Annotated in this window: 17 protein-coding genes; 5 read left to right on the top strand and 12 right to left on the bottom strand. The window is 67.5% G+C overall.

All coding sequences use genetic code 11. The features are described from left to right. Positions 1-287: 287 nt before the first annotated feature. Both LPC10_RS24565 and LPC10_RS24560 read left to right on the top strand, forming a co-directional pair. Entirely contained in the window at positions 288-1,214 is a 927-nt protein-coding gene (locus LPC10_RS24565; protein WP_231344861.1) for an outer membrane protein, read from the top strand. A gap of 25 nt (positions 1,215-1,239) precedes the next feature. Further along, complete coding sequence (locus LPC10_RS24560) at positions 1,240-1,494, top strand: hypothetical protein (protein WP_133088845.1); 255 nt, start codon at positions 1,240-1,242, stop codon at positions 1,492-1,494. A gap of 58 nt (positions 1,495-1,552) precedes the next feature. Here the strand turns inward: LPC10_RS24560 and LPC10_RS24555 are convergent, their stop codons facing one another. Continuing rightward, on the bottom strand, positions 1,553-2,101 hold the full coding sequence (locus tag LPC10_RS24555; RefSeq protein ID WP_012457067.1) for an HNH endonuclease: 549 nt from the start codon (positions 2,099-2,101) through the stop codon (positions 1,553-1,555). 742 nt (positions 2,102-2,843) lie between these two features. On the opposite strand from LPC10_RS24555, the gene LPC10_RS24550 reads away from it, so the two are divergent. Then, positions 2,844-5,585, top strand: a complete 2,742-nt coding sequence (locus LPC10_RS24550) for a DUF3772 domain-containing protein (protein WP_231344860.1) — start codon at positions 2,844-2,846, stop codon at positions 5,583-5,585. A gap of 115 nt (positions 5,586-5,700) precedes the next feature. Then, positions 5,701-6,207, top strand: coding sequence for a CAP domain-containing protein (locus LPC10_RS24545; protein WP_231344859.1), 507 nt, complete (start codon positions 5,701-5,703; stop codon positions 6,205-6,207). An 18-nt stretch (positions 6,208-6,225) separates the two neighbouring features. Here the strand turns inward: LPC10_RS24545 and LPC10_RS24540 are convergent, their stop codons facing one another. Continuing rightward, positions 6,226-7,059 carry a flagellar motor protein MotB gene (locus tag LPC10_RS24540; RefSeq protein WP_231344858.1) on the bottom strand — a complete coding sequence of 278 codons (834 nt, stop codon included), beginning with the start codon at positions 7,057-7,059 and terminating at the stop codon, positions 6,226-6,228. Positions 7,060-7,073: 14 nt separating this feature from the next. After that, positions 7,074-7,847 carry a motility protein A gene (locus LPC10_RS24535; protein ID WP_231344857.1) on the bottom strand — a complete coding sequence of 258 codons (774 nt, stop codon included), beginning with the start codon at positions 7,845-7,847 and terminating at the stop codon, positions 7,074-7,076. A 269-nt stretch (positions 7,848-8,116) separates the two neighbouring features. Here LPC10_RS24535 and LPC10_RS24530 point away from each other — a divergent pair, with 269 nt between their 5' ends. Then, positions 8,117-9,889 carry a glucan ABC transporter ATP-binding protein/ permease gene (locus LPC10_RS24530; RefSeq protein ID WP_231344856.1) on the top strand — a complete coding sequence of 591 codons (1,773 nt, stop codon included), beginning with the start codon at positions 8,117-8,119 and terminating at the stop codon, positions 9,887-9,889. A 272-nt stretch (positions 9,890-10,161) separates the two neighbouring features. On the opposite strand, the gene LPC10_RS24525 is transcribed toward LPC10_RS24530, so the two are convergent. The 9 genes from LPC10_RS24525 to chlG form a co-directional block, all read right to left on the bottom strand. Continuing rightward, positions 10,162-10,722 (bottom strand): hypothetical protein, encoded by a 561-nt coding sequence (locus tag LPC10_RS24525; protein ID WP_231344855.1) that lies wholly within the window; start codon positions 10,720-10,722, stop codon positions 10,162-10,164. 227 nt (positions 10,723-10,949) lie between these two features. Next, a complete protein-coding gene (gene pgl, locus LPC10_RS24520; RefSeq protein ID WP_231344854.1) occupies positions 10,950-11,681 on the bottom strand; it encodes a 6-phosphogluconolactonase in 732 nt (243 codons plus the stop codon). Then, positions 11,678-12,670 carry a phosphogluconate dehydrogenase (NAD(+)-dependent, decarboxylating) gene (gnd, locus tag LPC10_RS24515; RefSeq protein ID WP_231344853.1) on the bottom strand — a complete coding sequence of 331 codons (993 nt, stop codon included), beginning with the start codon at positions 12,668-12,670 and terminating at the stop codon, positions 11,678-11,680. The genes pgl and gnd overlap by 4 nt, the downstream gene beginning before the upstream one ends. Before the next feature lie 115 nt (positions 12,671-12,785). Continuing rightward, positions 12,786-14,381, bottom strand: coding sequence for a cytochrome c (locus tag LPC10_RS24510; protein WP_231344852.1), 1,596 nt, complete (start codon positions 14,379-14,381; stop codon positions 12,786-12,788). Positions 14,382-14,423: 42 nt separating this feature from the next. Continuing rightward, positions 14,424-14,804 (bottom strand): hypothetical protein, encoded by a 381-nt coding sequence (locus LPC10_RS24505; RefSeq protein ID WP_231344850.1) that lies wholly within the window; start codon positions 14,802-14,804, stop codon positions 14,424-14,426. A gap of 3 nt (positions 14,805-14,807) precedes the next feature. Continuing rightward, positions 14,808-15,317, bottom strand: a complete 510-nt coding sequence (locus tag LPC10_RS24500) for a TspO/MBR family protein (protein WP_231344848.1) — start codon at positions 15,315-15,317, stop codon at positions 14,808-14,810. Next, positions 15,314-16,507, bottom strand: coding sequence for a geranylgeranyl diphosphate reductase (locus LPC10_RS24495; protein WP_231344847.1), 1,194 nt, complete (start codon positions 16,505-16,507; stop codon positions 15,314-15,316). The genes LPC10_RS24500 and LPC10_RS24495 overlap by 4 nt, the downstream gene beginning before the upstream one ends. Before the next feature lie 4 nt (positions 16,508-16,511). Further along, positions 16,512-17,876, bottom strand: coding sequence for a BCD family MFS transporter (locus tag LPC10_RS24490; RefSeq protein ID WP_231344846.1), 1,365 nt, complete (start codon positions 17,874-17,876; stop codon positions 16,512-16,514). Then, entirely contained in the window at positions 17,873-18,760 is an 888-nt protein-coding gene (gene chlG / locus LPC10_RS24485; RefSeq protein ID WP_231344845.1) for a chlorophyll synthase ChlG, read from the bottom strand. Before chlG ends, LPC10_RS24490 begins: the two co-directional genes overlap by 4 nt. Positions 18,761-18,785 lie beyond the last annotated feature (25 nt).

The following is an 18,785-nucleotide window of genomic DNA, read 5'->3' as shown; positions in this document are numbered from 1 at the left end:
ACCCTGCTTCTCATCGACAGGCGGCGTCCGGGGTCAGATCCGGGCGCCGCTGCCGTTTCGAGCCTTCGCGAGCAATCCGCGAGCGACACGGCGCCGGCGGGCCTTCGGGAGGCCACCCTGCACGATCCCATTGGGACCGATCATGGGCGTTCCGTGGTCCGGACCGGCTTACCCGTCATCTCGGGACGTCATCCAATGTTGGTTTGGTACAAAATATTAAGGTTACCGAGTTAGTACGAAAGGGTCAGCCCGGAGCCGCGACGGCCCGGTGCGTGAGGACGACGACGATGCGCATCGCGACCCTGGCTGTTCTGGCTTCCGTTCTGATTTCGCCCGCTTTCGCTGCCGATCTCGACTACGGCGTGCTGCGCGGCGCCGACGATGACTACCTCGCGCCGGCTCCGTTGATCGATTGGAGCGGTTTCTATGTCGGCGGACACGGGGGCTATTCGACTGCGTCTATGGGGTTCACGAACGTTTTCGGCAATCCATATCGCGAATACTTTCGTGCTCGCGACATTGAAGCCGAATTTGGCGTTTCTTCCCTGCTGACCTTTTCATCCCGGCGGGTCCATAGCACAACCTATGGTGCCTATGCCGGCTACAACGTCCAATTTGATGACGCCGTATTTGGCCTTGAGGTTGATTATACAAGCTTCAATAAGTCCGGGATTTCCTACAACGAAATCAGTCGCTTTTACACGACAAAAGCCAACATGTTCGACATCGTGAATCTGCGCGGATTCTCGAAGACTGAACTTGAGGATTACGGAACCATCCGCGGCCGAGCTGGCTACGCCTTTGGGAGCTTCCTGCCATTCGTCACGGCAGGTCTGGCGATCGGCCGCGCCACCATTCTGGACCAACCGGAAGTTCAAAATTACGGCTACGACGCGACCGCGGCTGCAGCCTATCAGGCCAATCCGAGGTCCGGTACTCCGGTCACCCACCACGGATACGCGAACGGAAACACTGCCTTCGATCCAGGCGCGCCTCAAGATCCGAACAAGTCAGTCCCCGATGGCTTCTATCAACTCCCTGCGAAGCCCAAAAGCAAAGCGGTCGCTGGCGTCGCGCTGGGTGGCGGTATCGAGTACGCGATTACGTCGAATTTTCTTCTGCGCGGCGAGTATCAATACGTGCTCTTTGACGATTTCGATGGGCACAAGGTGAACATCAATACCGTTCGCGGTGGTGCCGCCATCAAGTTCTGAGGCGATCGAACACGGGGGCCTGTCCATGCGTCACCTGCTTCCGCTCGCAGCCGCGACCCTGGCTGGTTTCGCGACGCTTCCGCAGGCAGAGGCCGGCGAAGTCGACAGGCGCGCGCGACCCGGCCCGGCAGTGACGGCCCTCCCGCCCGAGATCCCCTACCGCGATCCGCGCCCGCGCTTTCGTGCGCCACCGCCGGTCGAACGATTTGTGGTGCGGGCCTACCTGCCGCGGCCGACCAACCAACCGATGTTCAACGAGCCGCCGCAGCCGCTCCGCTGAAACAGCCAGAAGCATCTCCTTATTCCGAAAGTCGGCAACCACCATTCGGAACGATGGTCTAACTGTCGAGCTCGCTGTCCCAGTAGAGATAGTCGAGCCAGGTGTGATGGTACTGGCGGTGGTCGAATTCCGGCTGGCGGCGGTGGAGCTCATGGCGCGTCGGGCGGTGCGGCTCGTTGAGAAGCGGCATCTCCGCCTCGTCCGGCGTGCGGTTGGCCTTGCGCAGATTGCACGGCGAACAGGCTGCCACGACGTTTTCCCAGGTGGAGAGGCCCCCACGGGAGCGGGGCACGACGTGGTCGAAGGTCAGACCGCCAGAGGGCAGACGCAGGCCGCAATACTGGCAGGTGAAGGTGTCGCGCAGATAGATGTTGTAGCGCGTGAAGGCCGGGCTGCGGGCCAGCGCCACATAGCTCTTGAGGGCGACCACGCTCGGCACCTTGAGTGACCGGCTCGGGCTATGGGCCTCGATGTCGTAGTTCGCGACCAGGGTGACACGGTCGAGAAACAGGGCCGTGAAGGCGTCCTTCCAGGACCACAACGAGAGCGGATTGTAGGAGAGCGGCCGGTAATCCGCGTTGAGCACCAGGGTTTGCAGATCGATCATCGACGCCACTCACTGCTCGTGACGGCGCCCCGCGGGCGCCTCGGCCTTGGACGCTGGAGGTCCGAAGGGCCATGCCGCACCCGCGACAGTCGGAGCTCAAGGGGCACCCCGAGGAGCGCCCTCTGAGACACCGCGGAACCGTGCTGAAGGGCATGGCGCCCCGGCACGGCCGCGGGTCTCCGATCCGTCGCACTCTCTCGCACCAAACCCGCAGGCGAGGCGCGACGCGCTCCGAGGGGTGGGCGGAGATAAAGGAAGCTGGATGGACCTCGACGCCGACAGCTCCCCCGACCGGCGAGTCGTGCCGGTTCGAACCGAAGCGTGGCAGGGCGGACGATCAGCGCCGCCTCCTCGCTGCGTGAGGATATGGCCAAGTCCATCGCGGCTTAGTGTAATATCAGCGTGACAAGCTTGTGAAGGCGAGCGAGCCGTCCCTGGCGTCGCGGCCGCCGATTTTCCTTGCAAATCGGCTTTCGCCTTCCTTGGCCGCACGCTTTTGCCCCATTGCGCGGGCAGACACCGCCGGAAGAAACCGCGCGGACGACTATTGTGCATTGCAAAAAGTTTCGCTGCGCATCCCCTCGGCAAGCCGGGCTCAGGCCCTAGCTCAGGGGCAACAAGACAGAATCTCTCGATCCGGTTCGCCTGGGGCCGTCGTTGCGTGGGCATTCGCACCCGTGGCGGCCCGGCTGCTCAGGGCCCGTGGACCCGACGCGACCCGCTCCTCCCGCGAAGGATGACGATGCTACGACGCTCGCTTCTCACCCGCTTCCGCCACAGGACTCTCAGCACGGCCCTGATCGCGACCTTGGCCGCGACCGCCGTCCTGCCGAACGTGGCGTCGGGGCAGGGGAGTCCGCCGGCCGCTCAGGCACCGGCTGCGAAACAGCAGAACGCCGCGCCGGCCCCGGCGAACGGACAGCCGGCTCCGGCCAACGAACAGGCCGCGCCGGCCGCCAAGCCGGCCGCGCCCAAAGCCCCCGTGTCGGAGGCGCTGCAAACCCTCAGGGACCGGCTCGATACCATCAAGGACGATCTCGAAGCGCGCGAGAAGGCGATCACCGGTCCGAATGTCGGCGCGGGCGACCTGATCCGTGCCCGCGACGGTCTCGACCCGCTCGCCGACCGGCTGCGGTCCATGATCGATCTGCTGGGCCCCCGCCTGGAGGCCGCCCGCGAGCGTCTCACCCAGATCGGACCGAAGCCGAAGGAAGGGGAGGAAGGCGAGGAGGTCGCCCGCGAGCGCACCGAGCGCGAGCAGGCGGTCAACGACATCGACGGCACGCAGCGCCTGGCCAAATCGCTGCTGGTGCAGAGCGACCAGATCGTCGATCAGATCTCGAACCGCCGCCGTGCCGCCTTCACCCGCGGCCTGTTCGAGCGCAGCTCGTCGCTGTTGACCCCCGATCTCTGGATGCGGGTCGGCGCCGACATCCCGCGCGACATCAGCTCGCTGAAGAGCGGCTTCGACGAAACTGTCTCCCTGTTCCGCCGAAACGGCAGCCTGTGGAACCTGCTGATCCTCGGCCTCGCCCTCGGCCTGTCCTTTGCCCTGTATTTCGGTCGCCGCAACATCGCGCCGGCCCTGGGGCGCCGGGACATCAACCTCACCGCGCCGTCGAGGCGCGCCAAGCTTCTCGGCGCATGGCGCGTGCTCCTGCTCGGGACCTTGCCGGCCCTGGCGGGAAGCTATGCGGTCTACTACGCCCTCGACGTGACCGAGTTGCTGCCGGCCCGCTTCCTGCCGGTCGCCAGCACCATTCTGGGCGGCATCGCCTTCATCGCCTTCGTCGAGGCGACGGCCGACGCCCTCCTCGCCGTGAACAAGCCGGCTTGGCGTCCGGCACCGGTCTCCGATGCCGCCGCGTGGCGCATCACCGCGCTCGCCGTCAGCATCGCCGTCGTCATCACGGTGTCGAAATCGACCGAGGCCCTCAACTCGGCGATCTACGCCGCGCTGCCGATCTCGATCGCCACCCGCGGTATCGGCGCCATCACGGCGGCCTTGCTGCTCGCGATCGGCCTCCACCGCTTCGCCGATACGGCGGAGAAGGAGGAAGAGTGCTTCGGCCCCTATGTCGGCACCGAGACCTCGTCCAGCATCGGTGGGCCGCTGCGGCTGCTCGGCTGGGTCGCGGTCGCCGTAATCGCGGTTGCGCCGCTCGTCGGCTACGTCGCCTTCTCGGCCTTCCTCGTCGATCAGTTGATCTGGACCGCCAGCATCCTCGTGCTGCTTTGGCTGCTGGTCGTCAGCGCCGATGTGCTGATCGGCGGCTCGCTCTGCGAAGACACCCGCATCGCCACGACGCTCCAGGCCAATACCGGCCTGCGTAAGCGCTCGCTCAATCAGATCGCGGTATTGACGACAGGCTTCGCCCGCGTCCTGCTGATCGCGGTCGCCGCGCTTCTGGCGCTGGCTCCCTGGGGGCTCGATTCGACCGATATCTTCTCGTCGGTTCGCACGGCCTTCTTCGGCTTCAAGGTCGGCGACGTCACGATCTCCCTCTCGGCAATCGCCTTCGGCGTCAGCATCCTGGTGCTCGGCGTGTTCATCACCCGCGGCATTCAGCGCTGGCTCGAGAACACCTACCTGCCGGCGACTGACCTCGATGCGGGCCTGCGCAACTCGATCTCGACGGTGGCCGGCTATGTCGGCTTCCTCCTCGCCCTGGCGCTGGCCTTCTCCTATCTGGGCCTCAGTCTCGAGAAGCTGACCATCGTCGCCGGTGCCCTCTCCGTCGGTATCGGTTTCGGCCTGCAATCGATCGTCAACAACTTCGTCTCGGGCCTGCTGCTGCTGTGGGAGCGCCCGATCCGCGTCGGCGATCAGGTACTGATCGGCGACAGCGAGGGCATCGTGAAGCGGATCTCGGTGCGCTCCACGGAGATCCAGACCTTCGACCGCTCCGCCGTGATCGTGCCGAACTCGAACCTGATCTCCGGTATCGTCAAGAACCGCGTGCGCGGCGACCGGACCGGACGGGTCATCATCTCGGTCAGCGTGCTGCGCAGCAAGGATCCGGTCGAGGCAGCGGAGATGATGGTCGCCTGCGCCAAGGCGCACCCGGACGTGCTCAAGGAGCCGGCGCCGCGGGTGGTGTTCAAGAAGATCGGCGATCCCTTCCTGGAGTTCGAGCTGATCGCCATGGTGGTCGACGTCAACCTGAGCCAGAAGGTGCAGAGCGACTTGAACTTCTCGGTGTTCAAGACGCTCGCCGACGCCGAGTTCATCCCGCCAATGGGTCCCGCTTCGAGCTTCATCACCGTTCAGGGTCTGGAACCGGTGCGCGACGCGCTCGGTCAGATCGCGCACGCGGTCGGCAGCCCGGCGGCGCACATCATTGCGCCCCCGGCGGCCGCGCGAGGGGAGAGCGAGGAGAAGGTCTCGGCCGTAGCCGACGAAGCGTCGTCGGGCGACCCGCGCGAACCGGCCCGACGGTCAGGAAACGCGTCTCAGGACGGAAACCTGCGACGGCACGGGTAGAACGGCGCAAGTCCGAAGCCGCCCCTGGGGAAATCGGGGTCGACGGCGGCGATACACTTGAGTTTCCCGCGAGCAGGGCCCACCTCAACCGTCTGCTTACGGGAAAACTGCTTTCGTGCTCGGACGCCGGACCTTTCTCGCCGCCCCAGCGGTGCTCGCCCTCGCAGCCCTGCTCCAGGGTTGTGCGGGGCGGATCACGCCCGAGGCGAGCGGCGTACCGACCCTGTATCTGCCGCTGACGACCGGCAGCAGCACCGTCGACACGGTGGCGGCCCGGGACATGATCTCGGCCTATCGTCGCAACAATGGGATCGCGCCGCTCGTCGTCGACCCCGAATTGCAGCGGCTGGCCGAGACCGAGGCCGCCGCCATGGCCGCCTCCGATCGGCCGAGCAAGAGCCAGACGGTGCGAGCCGCGGTGACGCGCCTGGGCTATGACGGTGCCGATGCCAACCTTTCGGCGGGCTACCACACCCTCGCGGAAGCCTTTTCGGGGTGGCGCGACAGCCCTCCGCACCGTGCGGTCATGCTCGCGCCGGAAGCCAAGCGCATGGGCATCGCCACGGCCTACGCGCCGGGCTCCAAGTACAAGGTTTACTGGGCGCTGTTGGTCGCCAAATAGCCGTCAGGGCAGCGGACCTCAGGGCATTGTCTTGCCGTTTGGCGTCGGCGGCGGCTCGGAGAGGAGCGTCACCGTCACCCGCCGGTTGGCCGCGAGGTAGGGATTGTCGGGAAACATCGGCTCCGTATCCGCCTTGCCCGTGACCGAGGCGAAGCGGTCGTCGGGCAGGCCAGCATTGGCCAGAACGTCGCGCACGCTCAGCGCGCGGTTGGCCGAGAGCTCCCAGGGCGGAGCGGTGTCGCGGGTGCCGGGGCGGGCGGTCGCGGTGAAGCCGGTGATCGCGATGCGGTTCGGCAGCTTCATCAGCGTCGGCGCCAAGCGCTCCAGCAGACGGCGGGTGCGGTCGTTGGGGCGGCTCGACCCTTCCGGGAACATCGAACGCCCGTCCTGATCGACGATCGACACGTCGAGCCCCTTACGGGTCGGCGCGATGATGACGTTCTTCGAGAGTTCCGCCACCTCGGGCATGTCCTGCATCGCCTGCCGCAGGGAGGCGGCGGCCTGCCCGAATGCGTCGGGATAGCCGCGGTCGGGAATGCCGTCATCGAGGCCGCTGTCGGTCTGCGGCGGCGTCGTGCGGTCGGTGGCGCGCTCGGGCGGCACGTCGCGCAGGTGCTTGAACTTGTCCGCCGTCGGAATGCCCTCGCTTTCGAGGATGCCGGCGAATTTCGACTCCTTGTTCACGCCGAAGGCGTCACGCATCGAGCCGGCGACGACCTGAAGCTTCTTCTGATCCTGCGTCGAGTAGGCGGCGATCATGACGAAGAAGCTCATCAGGAGCGCCATCAGATCGGCGAAGGTCACGAACCAGCCGTGACCGCCATGGGCGCCGCCGCGCTTCTTCTTGGCCACCGCTCAAACCCCCGTCACGCCGCTTCCGCAGCGAGTTCGTCGCGGTGGTTCGCCGGCAGGTAGGCGATCAGCATCTCGCGCACCAGCGAGGGGCTCTTCTGGTCGCGGATCAGCAGGATGCCGTCGATGATGAGGGAGCGTGACACGTCCTCCTCCTCGAGCTTCACGTGCAGCTTGTCGGCGATCGGCAGGGCAACCATGTTGGCGATCAGCGCGCCGTAGAGCGTCGCGAGCAGCGCGGTCGCCATGGCGGGCCCGAGCTTCGAGGGATCGGACATGTTGGCGAACATCGTCACCATGCCGAGGATGGTGCCGATCATGCCCCAGGCCGGCGCGCAGTCACCGAAGGCGCGGTAGATCTTCGAGCCCTCATCCAGATGCATCAGGAAGTTGTCTCGGTCGCGCTCCATCGTGTCGCGGATGAAGTCGCGGTCGTAGCCGTCGGCGATGTAGCGCGCGCCCTGGGCCAGGAACGGGTCGGAAATCTCCATGTTTTCCAGAGCGATCGGGCCGGACTTGCGCACGACGTCGGCGATCTTGGTGATCTCCTCGATCAGGTCGTGCGGCTTCACCGAGCGCATGGTGAAGGCGTAGCGCAGGCCCATCGGCAGGCCGTGCAACATGGTCGAGAACGGGAAGCGGATCATGGTCGCGGCGATGGCGCCGCCGAAGATCACGATCACGGCGTGCTTGTCGAAATAGGCGGCGAAGTTGCCGCCATCGATCATGATCAGCGTAAATACCACGCCGACGCCGCCGAGCAGCCCGATACCGGTTGCGAGATCCATGACGCCGACGCCCGAAGCCCGGCCGATCCTGCCAGCCGTCCCCAAGGTGTAAAAAAACAGGCTGAAGGAACGGTAAAGGGGATTGGACGATCCGGCCTTTCGCCGTCATGTGCCGTTCAGGGGCGGAGCGGCATAAGTTCCCGTGCCGATTGGCCGAGTGCGCCTGCGCAGAGAATCGCAAGCCTCCGGTCCGCCGGCGCCGGAGCGTTCCGGTTCGAATGGCGTGGTCCCCGCGGCGGCAGCCGGACGGGGCGGGGAGCGAAAGCACGATGTCGATGATTCGCCTCTATGCGCGAGTGCTCGGCCTGCTGGGAGCGGAGAAGCGGCTGGCCGGCGGTCTGATCGTCGCCAATGTCGCGCTCGCCGTGGCGGCGTTTGCCGAACCATTGATCATGGGCCGTATCATCGACGGCCTCACCCATTTGTCCAAGGACACGCCCGCGACCACGCTGCTGCCGTGGATCGTGGCCTGGGTGGTGTTCGGCCTGTTCACGATCGGCGCGGGCGTCGCGATCGCCCTGCATTCCGACCGGCTCGCCCACCGCAACCGGCTCTCCACCATGGCGAACTTCTTCGAGCACGTGCTCGAACTTCCGATCGCCTTCCATTCGTCCAACCATTCGGGCCGCGTGCTGAAGGCGATGCTGGAAGGCACGAACGCCATGGCCTGGGTTTGGCTCAACTTCTTCCGCGAGCACTTCTCCGCGCTGCTCTCGGTCGGCGTGCTGCTGCCGCTGACCCTGTTCGTGAACTGGCGGCTCGGTGCGATCCTCGTGGTGCTGGTTCTCGTCTTCACGGCGCTGGCGAGCTACGTCCTGCGCCGCACCGAGACGCTCCAGGGCGAGGTCGAGCAGTTCCAGTCGGGTCTGGCCGCCCACGCCTCCGATGCGCTCGGCAACGTCGCGGTGATCCAATCCTTCACCCGCGCCCGCGCCGAGAAGGAAGCGATGCGCACCATCATCCACGACCTGCTCCGGGTGCAGATCCCTGTCCTGTCGTGGTGGGCGCTGGCCAACGTCGCCACCCGCGCCTCCGGCACCCTGACCATGACCGCGATCTTCATCACCGGCATCGCCCTGCATCAGAAGGGTGCGGCCACCGTCGGCGAGATCGTCGCCTTCATGAGCCTTGCCACCATGCTGGTGACCAAGCTCGACCACGTGGTCACCTTCGTGAACGGCGTGTTCATGCAGGCACCGAAGATGCGCGAGTTCTTCGAGGTGGTCGACACTGTCCCGACCGTCCGCGACCGGCCGCAGGCCAAGCAGGTCGCCCGGTTCGAGGGCGAAGTGGTCTTCGACGAGGTCGCCTTCTCCTATGACGGCCGCCGCAACGCGCTCGACGGTGTGTCCTTCGCAGCCCGGCCCGGTGAGACCGTGGCGCTCGTCGGCACCACGGGTTCAGGCAAGTCCACGACGCTAGGCCTGCTCCACCGCACCTTCGATCCGGATGCCGGCGCCATCCGCATCGACGGCATCGACATCCGCGATATCGGCCTCTCCAGCCTGCGCCACAACATCGGCGTCGTGTTCCAGGAGCCGATGCTGTTCAACCGCTCGATTCGCGAAAACCTTCAGGTTGGCCGCCCCGATGCGACCGATGCCGAGATGCTCGATGCGCTGGAGCGGGCCCAGGCCAGCGAGTTCATGGCGCGCCAACCCGACGGGCTCGACACGATCATCGGCGAGCGCGGCCGGTCGCTCTCCGGCGGCGAGCGCCAGCGCCTCTCGATCGCGCGGGCGCTTCTGAAGAACCCGCCGATGCTGATCCTCGACGAGGCCACGAGCGCGCTCGACGCCGCGACCGAGCGCAAGCTGCAGCAGGCGCTGGAGACGGTGATGGAAGGGCGCACCACCTTCGTGATCGCCCACCGCCTCGCCACGATCCGCAACGCCGACCGCATCCTTGTGTTCGAGAACGGCAAGATCGTCGAGGCTGGCAATTTCGACGAGCTGGTCGCCCTCAACCAGCGCTTCGCAGCGCTCGCCCGGGCCCAGTTCATGGCGGCCGAGTCCGAGGACGACATGCCGCTCGCGGCTTGAGACGGTGTCGGGCTGATCGCAAGCGGATCAGCCCGACACCACGGTCGTTCCGAGGCGCCGACAGGCGGACCGAGTTAGATGATTGGGCGGGATGCCAACTTGTACAGGCGCCGCTCGGTAGCCCCGGTGTCTCTTCGTCACTGCGAGGCGAGGCGCAAGCAATCCAGGGCTCCGCACGCTCCGGAACTGTCGCGCCCTGGATCGCTTCGGCTTCGCCTCGCGATGACGGCATCGGGCAAAAAGCCGAATGCGCCACTCACCTGCGAGGTCGATTACGGCCTATCCTGAGCCCGCGCCGGGGCAGGGGGCGCGTTCTGGGAAACCGGAGCCGGAGCGCCATCGAAGGCAGTCTCGTCGAGCGTCAGAACCGGGAGGGCTCCGAGATCGACCGTCGGAACCGGATCCCGCTTCTGAACCGACGTGGCCGGCGCGGCGATGACCGAGGCGGCCGGCTGCGGCTCGGTCGGCAGACCGGCGACGGGAGAGGTCAGCGGCGACGCGATGGCAGGCGTTGCTTCATCGGCCGGTGCCGTCTGCGGCGCTCGCGCGGCACCGACGATGCGGATGGGCTGGGCGGGTTCTGGAACAGGCTCAGCCAAGCTTACGGGTTCCTCCACCACGGCGACGCCGGTGCGGAGTTGCGAAGCGAGCGCCCAGGTCGTGACCAGCGAGAGGCCGAGCAGTCCGGCACACGCGGCCCAGGCCGGTGGGCGGCGATGTCCGCCAACGGGTTTCAGTGGGCCGGGCTGAATGCGGTTGCGCCGCAGGGCGAAGCGCGTCTGACGGACCCGCGGCCAAGCATCCAACGCGGCGGCGCCTTCGGCTGCTCCCATCGAGGTACTCCCGTTTCGACAAGGGTGAGCCGTTCATAGACGGGTAAGACCGGCGTCGAAAGTGAGGCGGATGCACACGCCTGGAGGAGCGAGGCGCGTTCGAGCGCCCGAGCATCGTGCCGGATACCGGATCCGGCACGATGCTCTATCCTCTTGTCTTCATTGGCTTTCCAAAAAGACCGGTGAGCATCTTTCGGGGCGCTGCTCTTGCATCAGATTATCGAAAATCAGGCGTCGGCGGCTTCGCGATCGATGTACCACGTCACCCGGCCCGCACTTTCGACGTGGCGCGCCGGCAGATCCTCGCCCCCGGCGAGCCGTCGCAGCGCGTCGCGCTTGCCCGCACCATTGACAAGGAAGAGCACGGAGCGTGACGAGGCCAGGGCCGGAAAGGTCAGGGTGATGCGCGGCACGAACGGTTCCATTCCCGCCTCCAGCACCGGCGCGACCCAGGCCGAGCGCTCGGCCAAGGCGGGCTTGCCCGGAAACAGAGAGGCGGTGTGCCCGTCGCTGCCGAGGCCGAGCAGAACGAGATCGAACAGCGGCCGATTTGGATCGAGCCGGTCGCTGCCGTAGAAGTCCTGCAGCGTTCGCTCATAGGCGCGGGCGCCCGCCTCGGCGCCCTTGTCCGAGGGCATGAAGTGCAGGTGCGTCGCCGGCACCGGCGCCGCGTGGCCGAAGGCGTCGCGCACCATGCGCACGTTGCTCGAGGGATCGTCCCACGGCACCACCCGGTCGTCGCCGAAGAACCAGTGGATGCGCGCCCACGGTACCCGCTCGACGAAGCCGGGGGAGGCCAACAGCGCGTAGAGCCGCTTCGGGGTCGAGCCGCCGGCAAGGCAGATCGCAATGCGGTCCCCCTCGCTGCGCTCGGTCATCGCCAGCAGATGCTCGGCGGCAGCGCGGGCCGTCGCCTCCGCATCCGCCATCAACTCGGTATTCGGCGGAAGCGGGATCATGGCGTGGGTCCGCGGCGCGGCGGCTCCTTGTGGCCGCCGAAGCCCTGACGCATCGCTGAAAGGAGCTTGTCGGCGTAGCTCTCATCCTCGCGGGAGCGGAAGCGGCGATAGAGGGCGCTGGAGAGCACGGTGGCCGGCACGGCCTCCTCGATCGCCGCATTGATGGTCCAGCGGCCCTCGCCGGAATCCTCGACATAGCCCGAAAATCCTTCCAGGCGCTCGTCACCGGCCAGAGCGGCGGCCGTGAGATCGAGGAGCCAGGACGAGACCACGCTGCCGCGCCGCCAGACCTCGGCGATGTCACCGAGATTGAGATCGAACCGCCGCTCCTCAGGGATGTCGGGGGCGTTGGCGTGGCGCAGGATGTCGAAGCCCTCGGCATAGGCCTGCATCAGCCCATACTCGATGCCGTTATGGATCATCTTCACGAAGTGGCCGGCGCCGCTCGGCCCGGCATGGATGTAGCCCTGTTCGGCCCGCGAATCCCGGCCGTCGCGACCGGGGGTGCGCGGGATCTCGCCGAGGCCCGGCGCCAGCGTGCGGAAGATCGGGTCAAGGCGGTCGACGGCGGCCTTGTGGCCGCCGATCATCATGCAGTAGCCGCGCTCCAGCCCCCACACGCCGCCGGAGGTGCCGACATCGACGTAGTGGATGCCCTTGGCGTCGAGATCTCGGGCCCGACGCACATCGTCCTGATAGAACGAGTTGCCGCCATCGATGATGCAGTCGTCCGCGCTCAGAAGGCCGCCGAGCGCGCGGACCGTCTCCTCGGTGATCTGGCCGGCGGGCAACATCACCCAGGCGGTGCGGGGTGCTTCCAGCTTCGCGGCGAGATCCTCGAGGCTCGATGCCGCCGTCGCGCCCTCGGCCGCCAGGGACTCGACCGCCTTCGGATCGCGGTCGTAGACGACGGCGGTGTGCCCGTCGCGCAGGAGCCGGCGAACGATGTTGCCGCCCATCCGGCCGAGGCCGATCATGCCGAGTTGCATCCGGTCGCGCTCCCATCGGGGTCGTCAGGGTCCGCCGCTCAGCCCCTTCCGGTCACGGGTCCTGTGGTTCTGAGCGGCGATTGCATCCGGCAATGGTAGGGCTGAAATTCCGGAATCAAGGCTTGGGCGGAGTCGCCCCCGAAGCCGGCACCTTTCCGGAGAGGGCATCCACCCGCTTCTCCGGGTTCTTGATCTGGCTATAGGCGACATTGCCGAACGAGCCGATCGTCGCGGACCAGGGCAAGGGCTCGGCGTCCTTCTCGGTGCGGTTCGCCTTGCAGAAGGCCGAGAGCAACCCGTTGACCACTGCATCGTCGCCGGCCTCGGGCGCGGCGGCCTTCACTTGCGGCGCGACGCGGGCGAGGAGCGGAACGAAGTCGTTCGGCTTCAGTCCCTTCAACGCGTCGGCGCCCGTGGCCTGCTCGATGCTGCTCTTCAGTTTTACATCCTCGATGGTCGAGCAGGGCGCGTTGCCGGCCATCATCGTCCGGATCTTCTGCCGAGCATTGGCGACGATTCCGGTCTCGGAGACGACTGGCGCCTTGTTGCCCCAGGAATTGCGGATGTAGTCGGTGACGTCCTTAATCTGCTGGTCGGTCATTTCCTGGCCGATGGCCGGCATCGGCGCGTAGTCGCTCTGGGCGGCCAATCCGCCAACGATCACGTTGATGACCGTCTCCGGACCGGCCGACTGGACCGAGGTGTTGCCGGCCAGAGCGGGAATCGCGCCCTCGACGCCCTTGCCGTCCGGCCGGTGGCAGGAGGAGCAGTAGGTCAGGTAGGTGTCCGCCCCCGGTGCTCCGGGCTGGTTGAAGGCCTGGAGGTCCTTCTCCTTGTAGGTCTGCTTGGCCGGAACCGTGCGCAGATAAGCCACCATCGCCTTGAGGTCGGCGTCGGTCATCTTGGAGAGCGATTCCTCGATGGTTTGGCGCATCGGCCCCGCCGCCACGCCCGGGCGGTTGCCCGGAGCCGTGCCGGTCTTGAGATAGGTGACGACTTCGGCATCGCTCCAGGCGCCGATGCCCTGGTGCCCGTCGGGCGTGATGTTGGGCGCGTACCAGCCGTCGATGACGCCGCCGCCGAACCGCCCGGCGAGGCTCGAATTGCCGACGAGCTTGCGCTCGTTGTGGCACATGCCGCAATGGCCGAGTCCCTCGACGAGGTAACCACCGCGGTTCACCTCCGCGCTGACGTTCGGATCGGGTTTGAACCTCTCGGCGGTGAAGAAGGCGGTGCGCCACGTGATCAGGGCGGTGCGGACGTTGAAGGGGAACGGGATCTCGTTCTCCTCCCGCTTCTCCTTTACCGGCGGCAGCGACTTCAGATACGCGAAGATGGCTCTCGTATCCTCGTCGGACACCTTGGTATACCAGCCGAACGGGAAGGCCGGGTAGAGATACTCGCCCTCGTCGCCGATGCCGTGGCGGAACGCCTTCTCGAAGGTCTCGTAGCTCCACTTGCCGATGCCGGTCTCATCGTCCGGCGTGAGGTTCGGCGTCTTGATCGCCCCGATCGGCGTGTCGAGCTTGTAGTTGCCGGCCAGGAACTTGCCGCCGGGCTTGGTGTGGCAGGCGACGCAATCACCCACCGTCGCTAGATACTCGCCGCGCTTGACGAGGTCGGCATCGGCCTCCTGCGCGCGGACGGAACCGACAGACAGGAATGCGGCGATGGCGAGCCATCCGGAGCCCAGGGCGGTGAGACGTGTCATGAACCCGATCTCCGATCTTGTAGAGCCCCGGCAAGAATTGTTCTAAGTCATCGGCGGACGCGCACCGAACGTTCGCCACTCTTGGTTGTTCCAAGTCGCTTTGTCACGGCAAGTCGCTTTGTCACGGTCCGGAGCGCGGTCAGGCTCGTTGCGGAAACGAAGCACCAACTCGGCAAGGTGCGCTCCGAGTGCGACGATCAGCCAAGCCGCGATCCCGGTCCAAGCGGCACCGGTGAGGGCGGCCCGGAGGGCCAGCATCAGCGCGGCCCCTGAGGCGAGATTGCTGAGGAGCGCCATCGGTGCCGGGCCGCGGCCCCAGCGCGCCCGCACACCGAGCAGCACCAGCGCCTCGATCGCGACCAGCACGAGGATGCCGTCGACGATGCGTCCGGAAACGAAGAGCGGGGCGAAGAGCTCGGCCATCGCTCATGGGTTCCCGAAGCGCGGCTCGAAGGGCGGATTGAGCCGGACGATGGTGAGGTTCAAGCCCGCGGCCACGCTCACCCAGGCAAGATAGGGGAGGTTGAGGAGTGCGGCAGGAACGGAGACCTGGCCGACCGCGAGCACCACGGCGAGGATCGAGAGCCAGAATAGCAGCACCTCGGCGAACGCCCAATCGGGCCGGCGCAGACGGAAGAAGATGACGCTCCAGGCGATGTTGAGCACACCGTTGACGGCAAAGACGGCGACGAGCCGCAAGCGCGCCGCTGGTTCGGGATCGGCGTTCCAGGCGATGATGGCCGAGGCAGTCGTGAGGGCGAAGATCACGGCCCAGACCGGGCCGAAGGCCCAGTCCGGCGGCTTCCAGCCGGGAACGCGCAGGCGGCGGTACCAGTCGTCGGTCCGCGTCGCGATTCCGCCCGCCACGGCAATGGTGAGAGCGATGAGGCCGGCGACGACGGGCGGGCCCCAGCCGCCGGCGAGCAGGCCGTTCACGGCGAGACCCAGCGGAACAGGTGGGCGAGATCCTTGAAGAAGATCCGCGCATGCGCGGCGGGCTTCGCGCGCACCAGCTCCTTGTTCATGTAGGCGTCCCAGGTGAGTTGCTGGACGTCCCTATCCTTGCAGATCGCGACGAAGCGCTCGCGCAGGGCGTCGCTGCGGTACCAGACCCACTGCATCATCCCGAGAATCCAGAAGACGCGCCCGTGCAGCCGCATGAAGCGCTTGCGCGCCTGGGCCAGGGCACGGGCCTCGCCCGTCACGAGGAAGGCCCCGGCCGCCTCCGCCGCGAGGCGCCCGCCGAGCATCGCGTAATAGATGCCTTCACCGGAGGCCGGCGCGACGACGCCCGCGGCATCGCCCGCGAGCAGCACGTCGCGCCCGTTGTCCCAGCGCCGCAGCGGCTTGAGGGGGATCGGCGCGCCTTCCCGTCGGATCGTCTCGCAGGCGTCGAGGCCGGTTCCGGCGCGCAGGTCACGAATCGCGCCGCGCAGGGAGAAACCCTTGCGGGCACTGCCGGTGCCGACGCTGACGGTCTCGCCGTGCGGGAAGATCCAGGCGTAGAAGTCGGGTGAGAGACGGCCCTGGTAATAGACGTCGCAGCGCGCCCCATCATGCGCGGCGTCCGTGGGGCGCCGGACGATCTCGTGATAGGCGAAGACCTGCCGCATCCGGGCGTGCCCCGGAATCTCGGCCCGTCCGACCGCGGAGGTTGCCCCGTCGGCACCGATGACGAGCCGCGCCCGAACCCGGCTCTCCTCGCCCGCCTTGCCGTTGCGGTAGTGGATCGTGGCGAGGCCCGGCTCCTCTCGGGCCATGCGCTCGAACAGGCCGTCGCGCAGCTCCACCCCGGCCTGCACGGCGCGCTCACGCAGAAACGGGTCGAAATGCTCGCGGTCGACCATGCCGACGAAACCCTCGCCGACTGGCATGTCGACGTGGCGCGCGCTCGGTGCGACCATCCGGGCGCTGCGGATGCGGGCGACGAGAAGCGCATCGGGGATCGCGAAGTCGCGGATCAGCCGCGGCGGGATGGCGCCGCCGCAGGGCTTGATTCGCCCGGCCTTGTCGAGAAGCAGCACCCGATGCCCAGCAGTCGCGAGATCCGCGGCCGCGGTCGCTCCGGCCGGGCCTCCGCCCACCACCACGACGTCGAAGATCTCGCAAGCGTCGTGGTGTGCCATGGCGCTACCTCGCCTCGAAGCCGGGATTGAGCTGAAAGGAGGCCGTTTCGGTCAGCGGGTTCTGCCGACGAGCGACGGTGACGTGCTCGACACGCAGGCTGATCGCCAGGGCGACGAGGAACAGGACGCCTTCGAGCGCGAAGACCGCGGCGTAGGCATAGACCGGCGCAGAGGCGACGAGGCGAGCGAGATCGACCGCGAGCGTGCCGAGGAAGCCGCCCGCGCCGAAGGCGACGCCCTGGGCCGCGCCCCAGACGCCCATGCGGGTGCCGCGCTCGGCCTCGCCGCCGCGTCCGGCGAGCGCCATCATCGAGCCGATCGCTGCCACGGCGTAGACGCCGTTGCCGAAGCCGAGTCCGGCCACCGCCGCCCGCAACGGAAAGTCCGGCCCGACGGGTCCGAAGGCGATGGCCCCCAGCGCCGCAGCGGACAGCGCGCAGCCGACCGCCGTCCAGAGCTTGAGCGAGCCGAGAATCGGGCCGCCGACGAAGACGGTGACGCCGGCGACGAACAGCATGCCGGCGAGCACGCCGCCGTGCTGGAGGCCCGCGAGCTTGGTCGTCGCCCCTGGCGTCATCGCGAAGACGAGACCGGCATAGGGTTCGAGGATCAGTTCCTGCGCGCTGTAGGCGAGCATCGAGACGAAGATGAACAGGGTGAAGCGCCGCGCGGCGGGCTCGGCCAGCACCTGCGCGAGCACGGCGCGGAATGGCGGCTTCTTTTCGACCTGCGCGGCCGGAGAGCTGTCCCGCTGCAGCTCGATGCCGGCGACCGCAAGGACGGCGACCGCGAAAGCGATCATCGAGACGGTGCCGGAGACAGCCATCAGCCGCCCACCGGAGAACGGATCGAGGAAGTGCCCCGCGAGTGGCGCAGTGACGGCGAAGCCGGCGATCATCATCACCCAGACGATCGTCGCTGCCGCACCCCGGCGCCCGGCTTCCACCCCGGTCGCGAGCAGGACGAGGAGCGAGGTGCCCGCCGCGCCCGCGCCCATGCCGACGAGCAGGAACGACAGCACCGCGAGCGCCAGCCCGGCCGCGACGTGAGTTTCGGCCAGCGCCGTCGCCGCCGCAGCGCCGAATCCGCCGAGGCAGAGCGCGGCCATGCCGCCGACGATCCACGGCGTGCGCCGTCCGCCGACATCCGAGCCGTAGCCCCAGCGCGGCCGCAACACCTGCGTGGCATAGTGCAGGGCGACGAGGCCGCCGGGCACGATCGCCGGCAGGGCCAGTTCCACCACCATGACCCGGTTGATCGTGGAGGTCATCAGAACCACGACCGCGCCGAGCGCGGTCTGAACCAGACCGAGCCGGACGATCTGGAGCCAGGAGAACGATCGGGGAAAAGCGAGGGCGGCGCGGCTCATGGCGCCAGCCCTTGCACGAGCGGGCGCAGGGCGAAAGCCGAGGCCAGCATGCCGAGAACGTAGAGCGTGGTGCCGGTGCCGTTGTACCAAGCGGCGCGGGCGCGCGGCGATTTCAGAAAGTGTGCCATCAGTGCGAGTTGCCCGGCGAGCAGGGCGGCAACCAGCGTCGCGTGCCAGGGACGCTCCCAGGCGAAGAGCAGCACCATCACAGCGACCTGCGGCAGGGCCATGACGAGGCAGGCGAAGCGCGCCGCACGTTCGGAGCCGAGTTGCACCGGCAGCGAGCGAAGGCCCATGGCCCGGTCGCCTTCCACCGACTTGAAGTCGTTGAGGGTCATGATGCCGTGGGCGCCGACGGAATAGAGCAGGGCAACGAGGAGCACCCGCTCGTCGGGCATCGAAGCGGCCATCACCGCCGCGCCGGTGAACCAGGGTAGCCCCTCGTAGCAGAGGGCCACCGCGGAATTGCCCCACCAGCCGTTGCGCTTCAGCCGGAGCGGCGGCGCGGAGTAGATCCAGGCGAGCACGAGCCCGAACAGGGCCGCGCCGAGGATCCAGGGACCAAGCATCGCGGCGACGATCAGCGACAGGATCGTCCAGCCGGCCGCGAGATAGAGCCCCCAGCGGCCGGGAATGCGACCGGACGGAATGGGACGATTCGGCTCGTTGATGGCGTCGACGTGGCGGTCGAACCAATCGTTGGTCGCTTGGCTCGTGGCGCAGACCAGCGGCCCGGCCAGCACCACCCCCGCCGCGATGACCGGCCATTGTCCTGTGGGAGCATGGCCGGACGAGATCACTCCGCAGCCGAAGGCCCACATCGGTGCGAACCATGTGATCGGCTTGAGAAGCTCGACGACGGCACTCGGTGCGGGCGTTGCCATACCCGAACGCTACCGGTGCCGGACA

This window comes from Methylorubrum sp. B1-46 (assembly GCF_021117295.1).
Taxonomy (GTDB): domain Bacteria; phylum Pseudomonadota; class Alphaproteobacteria; order Rhizobiales; family Beijerinckiaceae; genus Methylobacterium.
This window is presented reverse-complemented; position numbering and strand designations above follow the sequence as displayed.

What these genes read in the sequence shown, in the direction of transcription:
- LPC10_RS24565 (WP_231344861.1), top strand. Translation starts at nt 288, where the DNA reads ATGCGCATCGCGACCCTGGCTGTTCTGGCTTCCGTTCTGATTTCGCCC.
- LPC10_RS24530 (WP_231344856.1), top strand. Translation starts at nt 8,117, where the DNA reads ATGTCGATGATTCGCCTCTATGCGCGAGTGCTCGGCCTGCTGGGAGCG.
- LPC10_RS24495 (WP_231344847.1), bottom strand. Translation starts at nt 16,507, where the DNA reads ATGGCACACCACGACGCTTGCGAGATCTTCGACGTCGTGGTGGTGGGC.
- LPC10_RS24550 (WP_231344860.1), top strand. Translation starts at nt 2,844, where the DNA reads ATGCTACGACGCTCGCTTCTCACCCGCTTCCGCCACAGGACTCTCAGC.
- LPC10_RS24505 (WP_231344850.1), bottom strand. Translation starts at nt 14,804, where the DNA reads ATGGCCGAGCTCTTCGCCCCGCTCTTCGTTTCCGGACGCATCGTCGAC.
- pgl (WP_231344854.1), bottom strand. Translation starts at nt 11,681, where the DNA reads ATGATCCCGCTTCCGCCGAATACCGAGTTGATGGCGGATGCGGAGGCG.
- LPC10_RS24525 (WP_231344855.1), bottom strand. Translation starts at nt 10,722, where the DNA reads ATGGGAGCAGCCGAAGGCGCCGCCGCGTTGGATGCTTGGCCGCGGGTC.
- LPC10_RS24535 (WP_231344857.1), bottom strand. Translation starts at nt 7,847, where the DNA reads ATGGATCTCGCAACCGGTATCGGGCTGCTCGGCGGCGTCGGCGTGGTA.
- gnd (WP_231344853.1), bottom strand. Translation starts at nt 12,670, where the DNA reads ATGCAACTCGGCATGATCGGCCTCGGCCGGATGGGCGGCAACATCGTT.
- LPC10_RS24555 (WP_012457067.1), bottom strand. Translation starts at nt 2,101, where the DNA reads ATGATCGATCTGCAAACCCTGGTGCTCAACGCGGATTACCGGCCGCTC.
- LPC10_RS24560 (WP_133088845.1), top strand. Translation starts at nt 1,240, where the DNA reads ATGCGTCACCTGCTTCCGCTCGCAGCCGCGACCCTGGCTGGTTTCGCG.
- chlG (WP_231344845.1), bottom strand. Translation starts at nt 18,760, where the DNA reads ATGGCAACGCCCGCACCGAGTGCCGTCGTCGAGCTTCTCAAGCCGATC.
- LPC10_RS24510 (WP_231344852.1), bottom strand. Translation starts at nt 14,381, where the DNA reads ATGACACGTCTCACCGCCCTGGGCTCCGGATGGCTCGCCATCGCCGCA.
- LPC10_RS24490 (WP_231344846.1), bottom strand. Translation starts at nt 17,876, where the DNA reads ATGAGCCGCGCCGCCCTCGCTTTTCCCCGATCGTTCTCCTGGCTCCAG.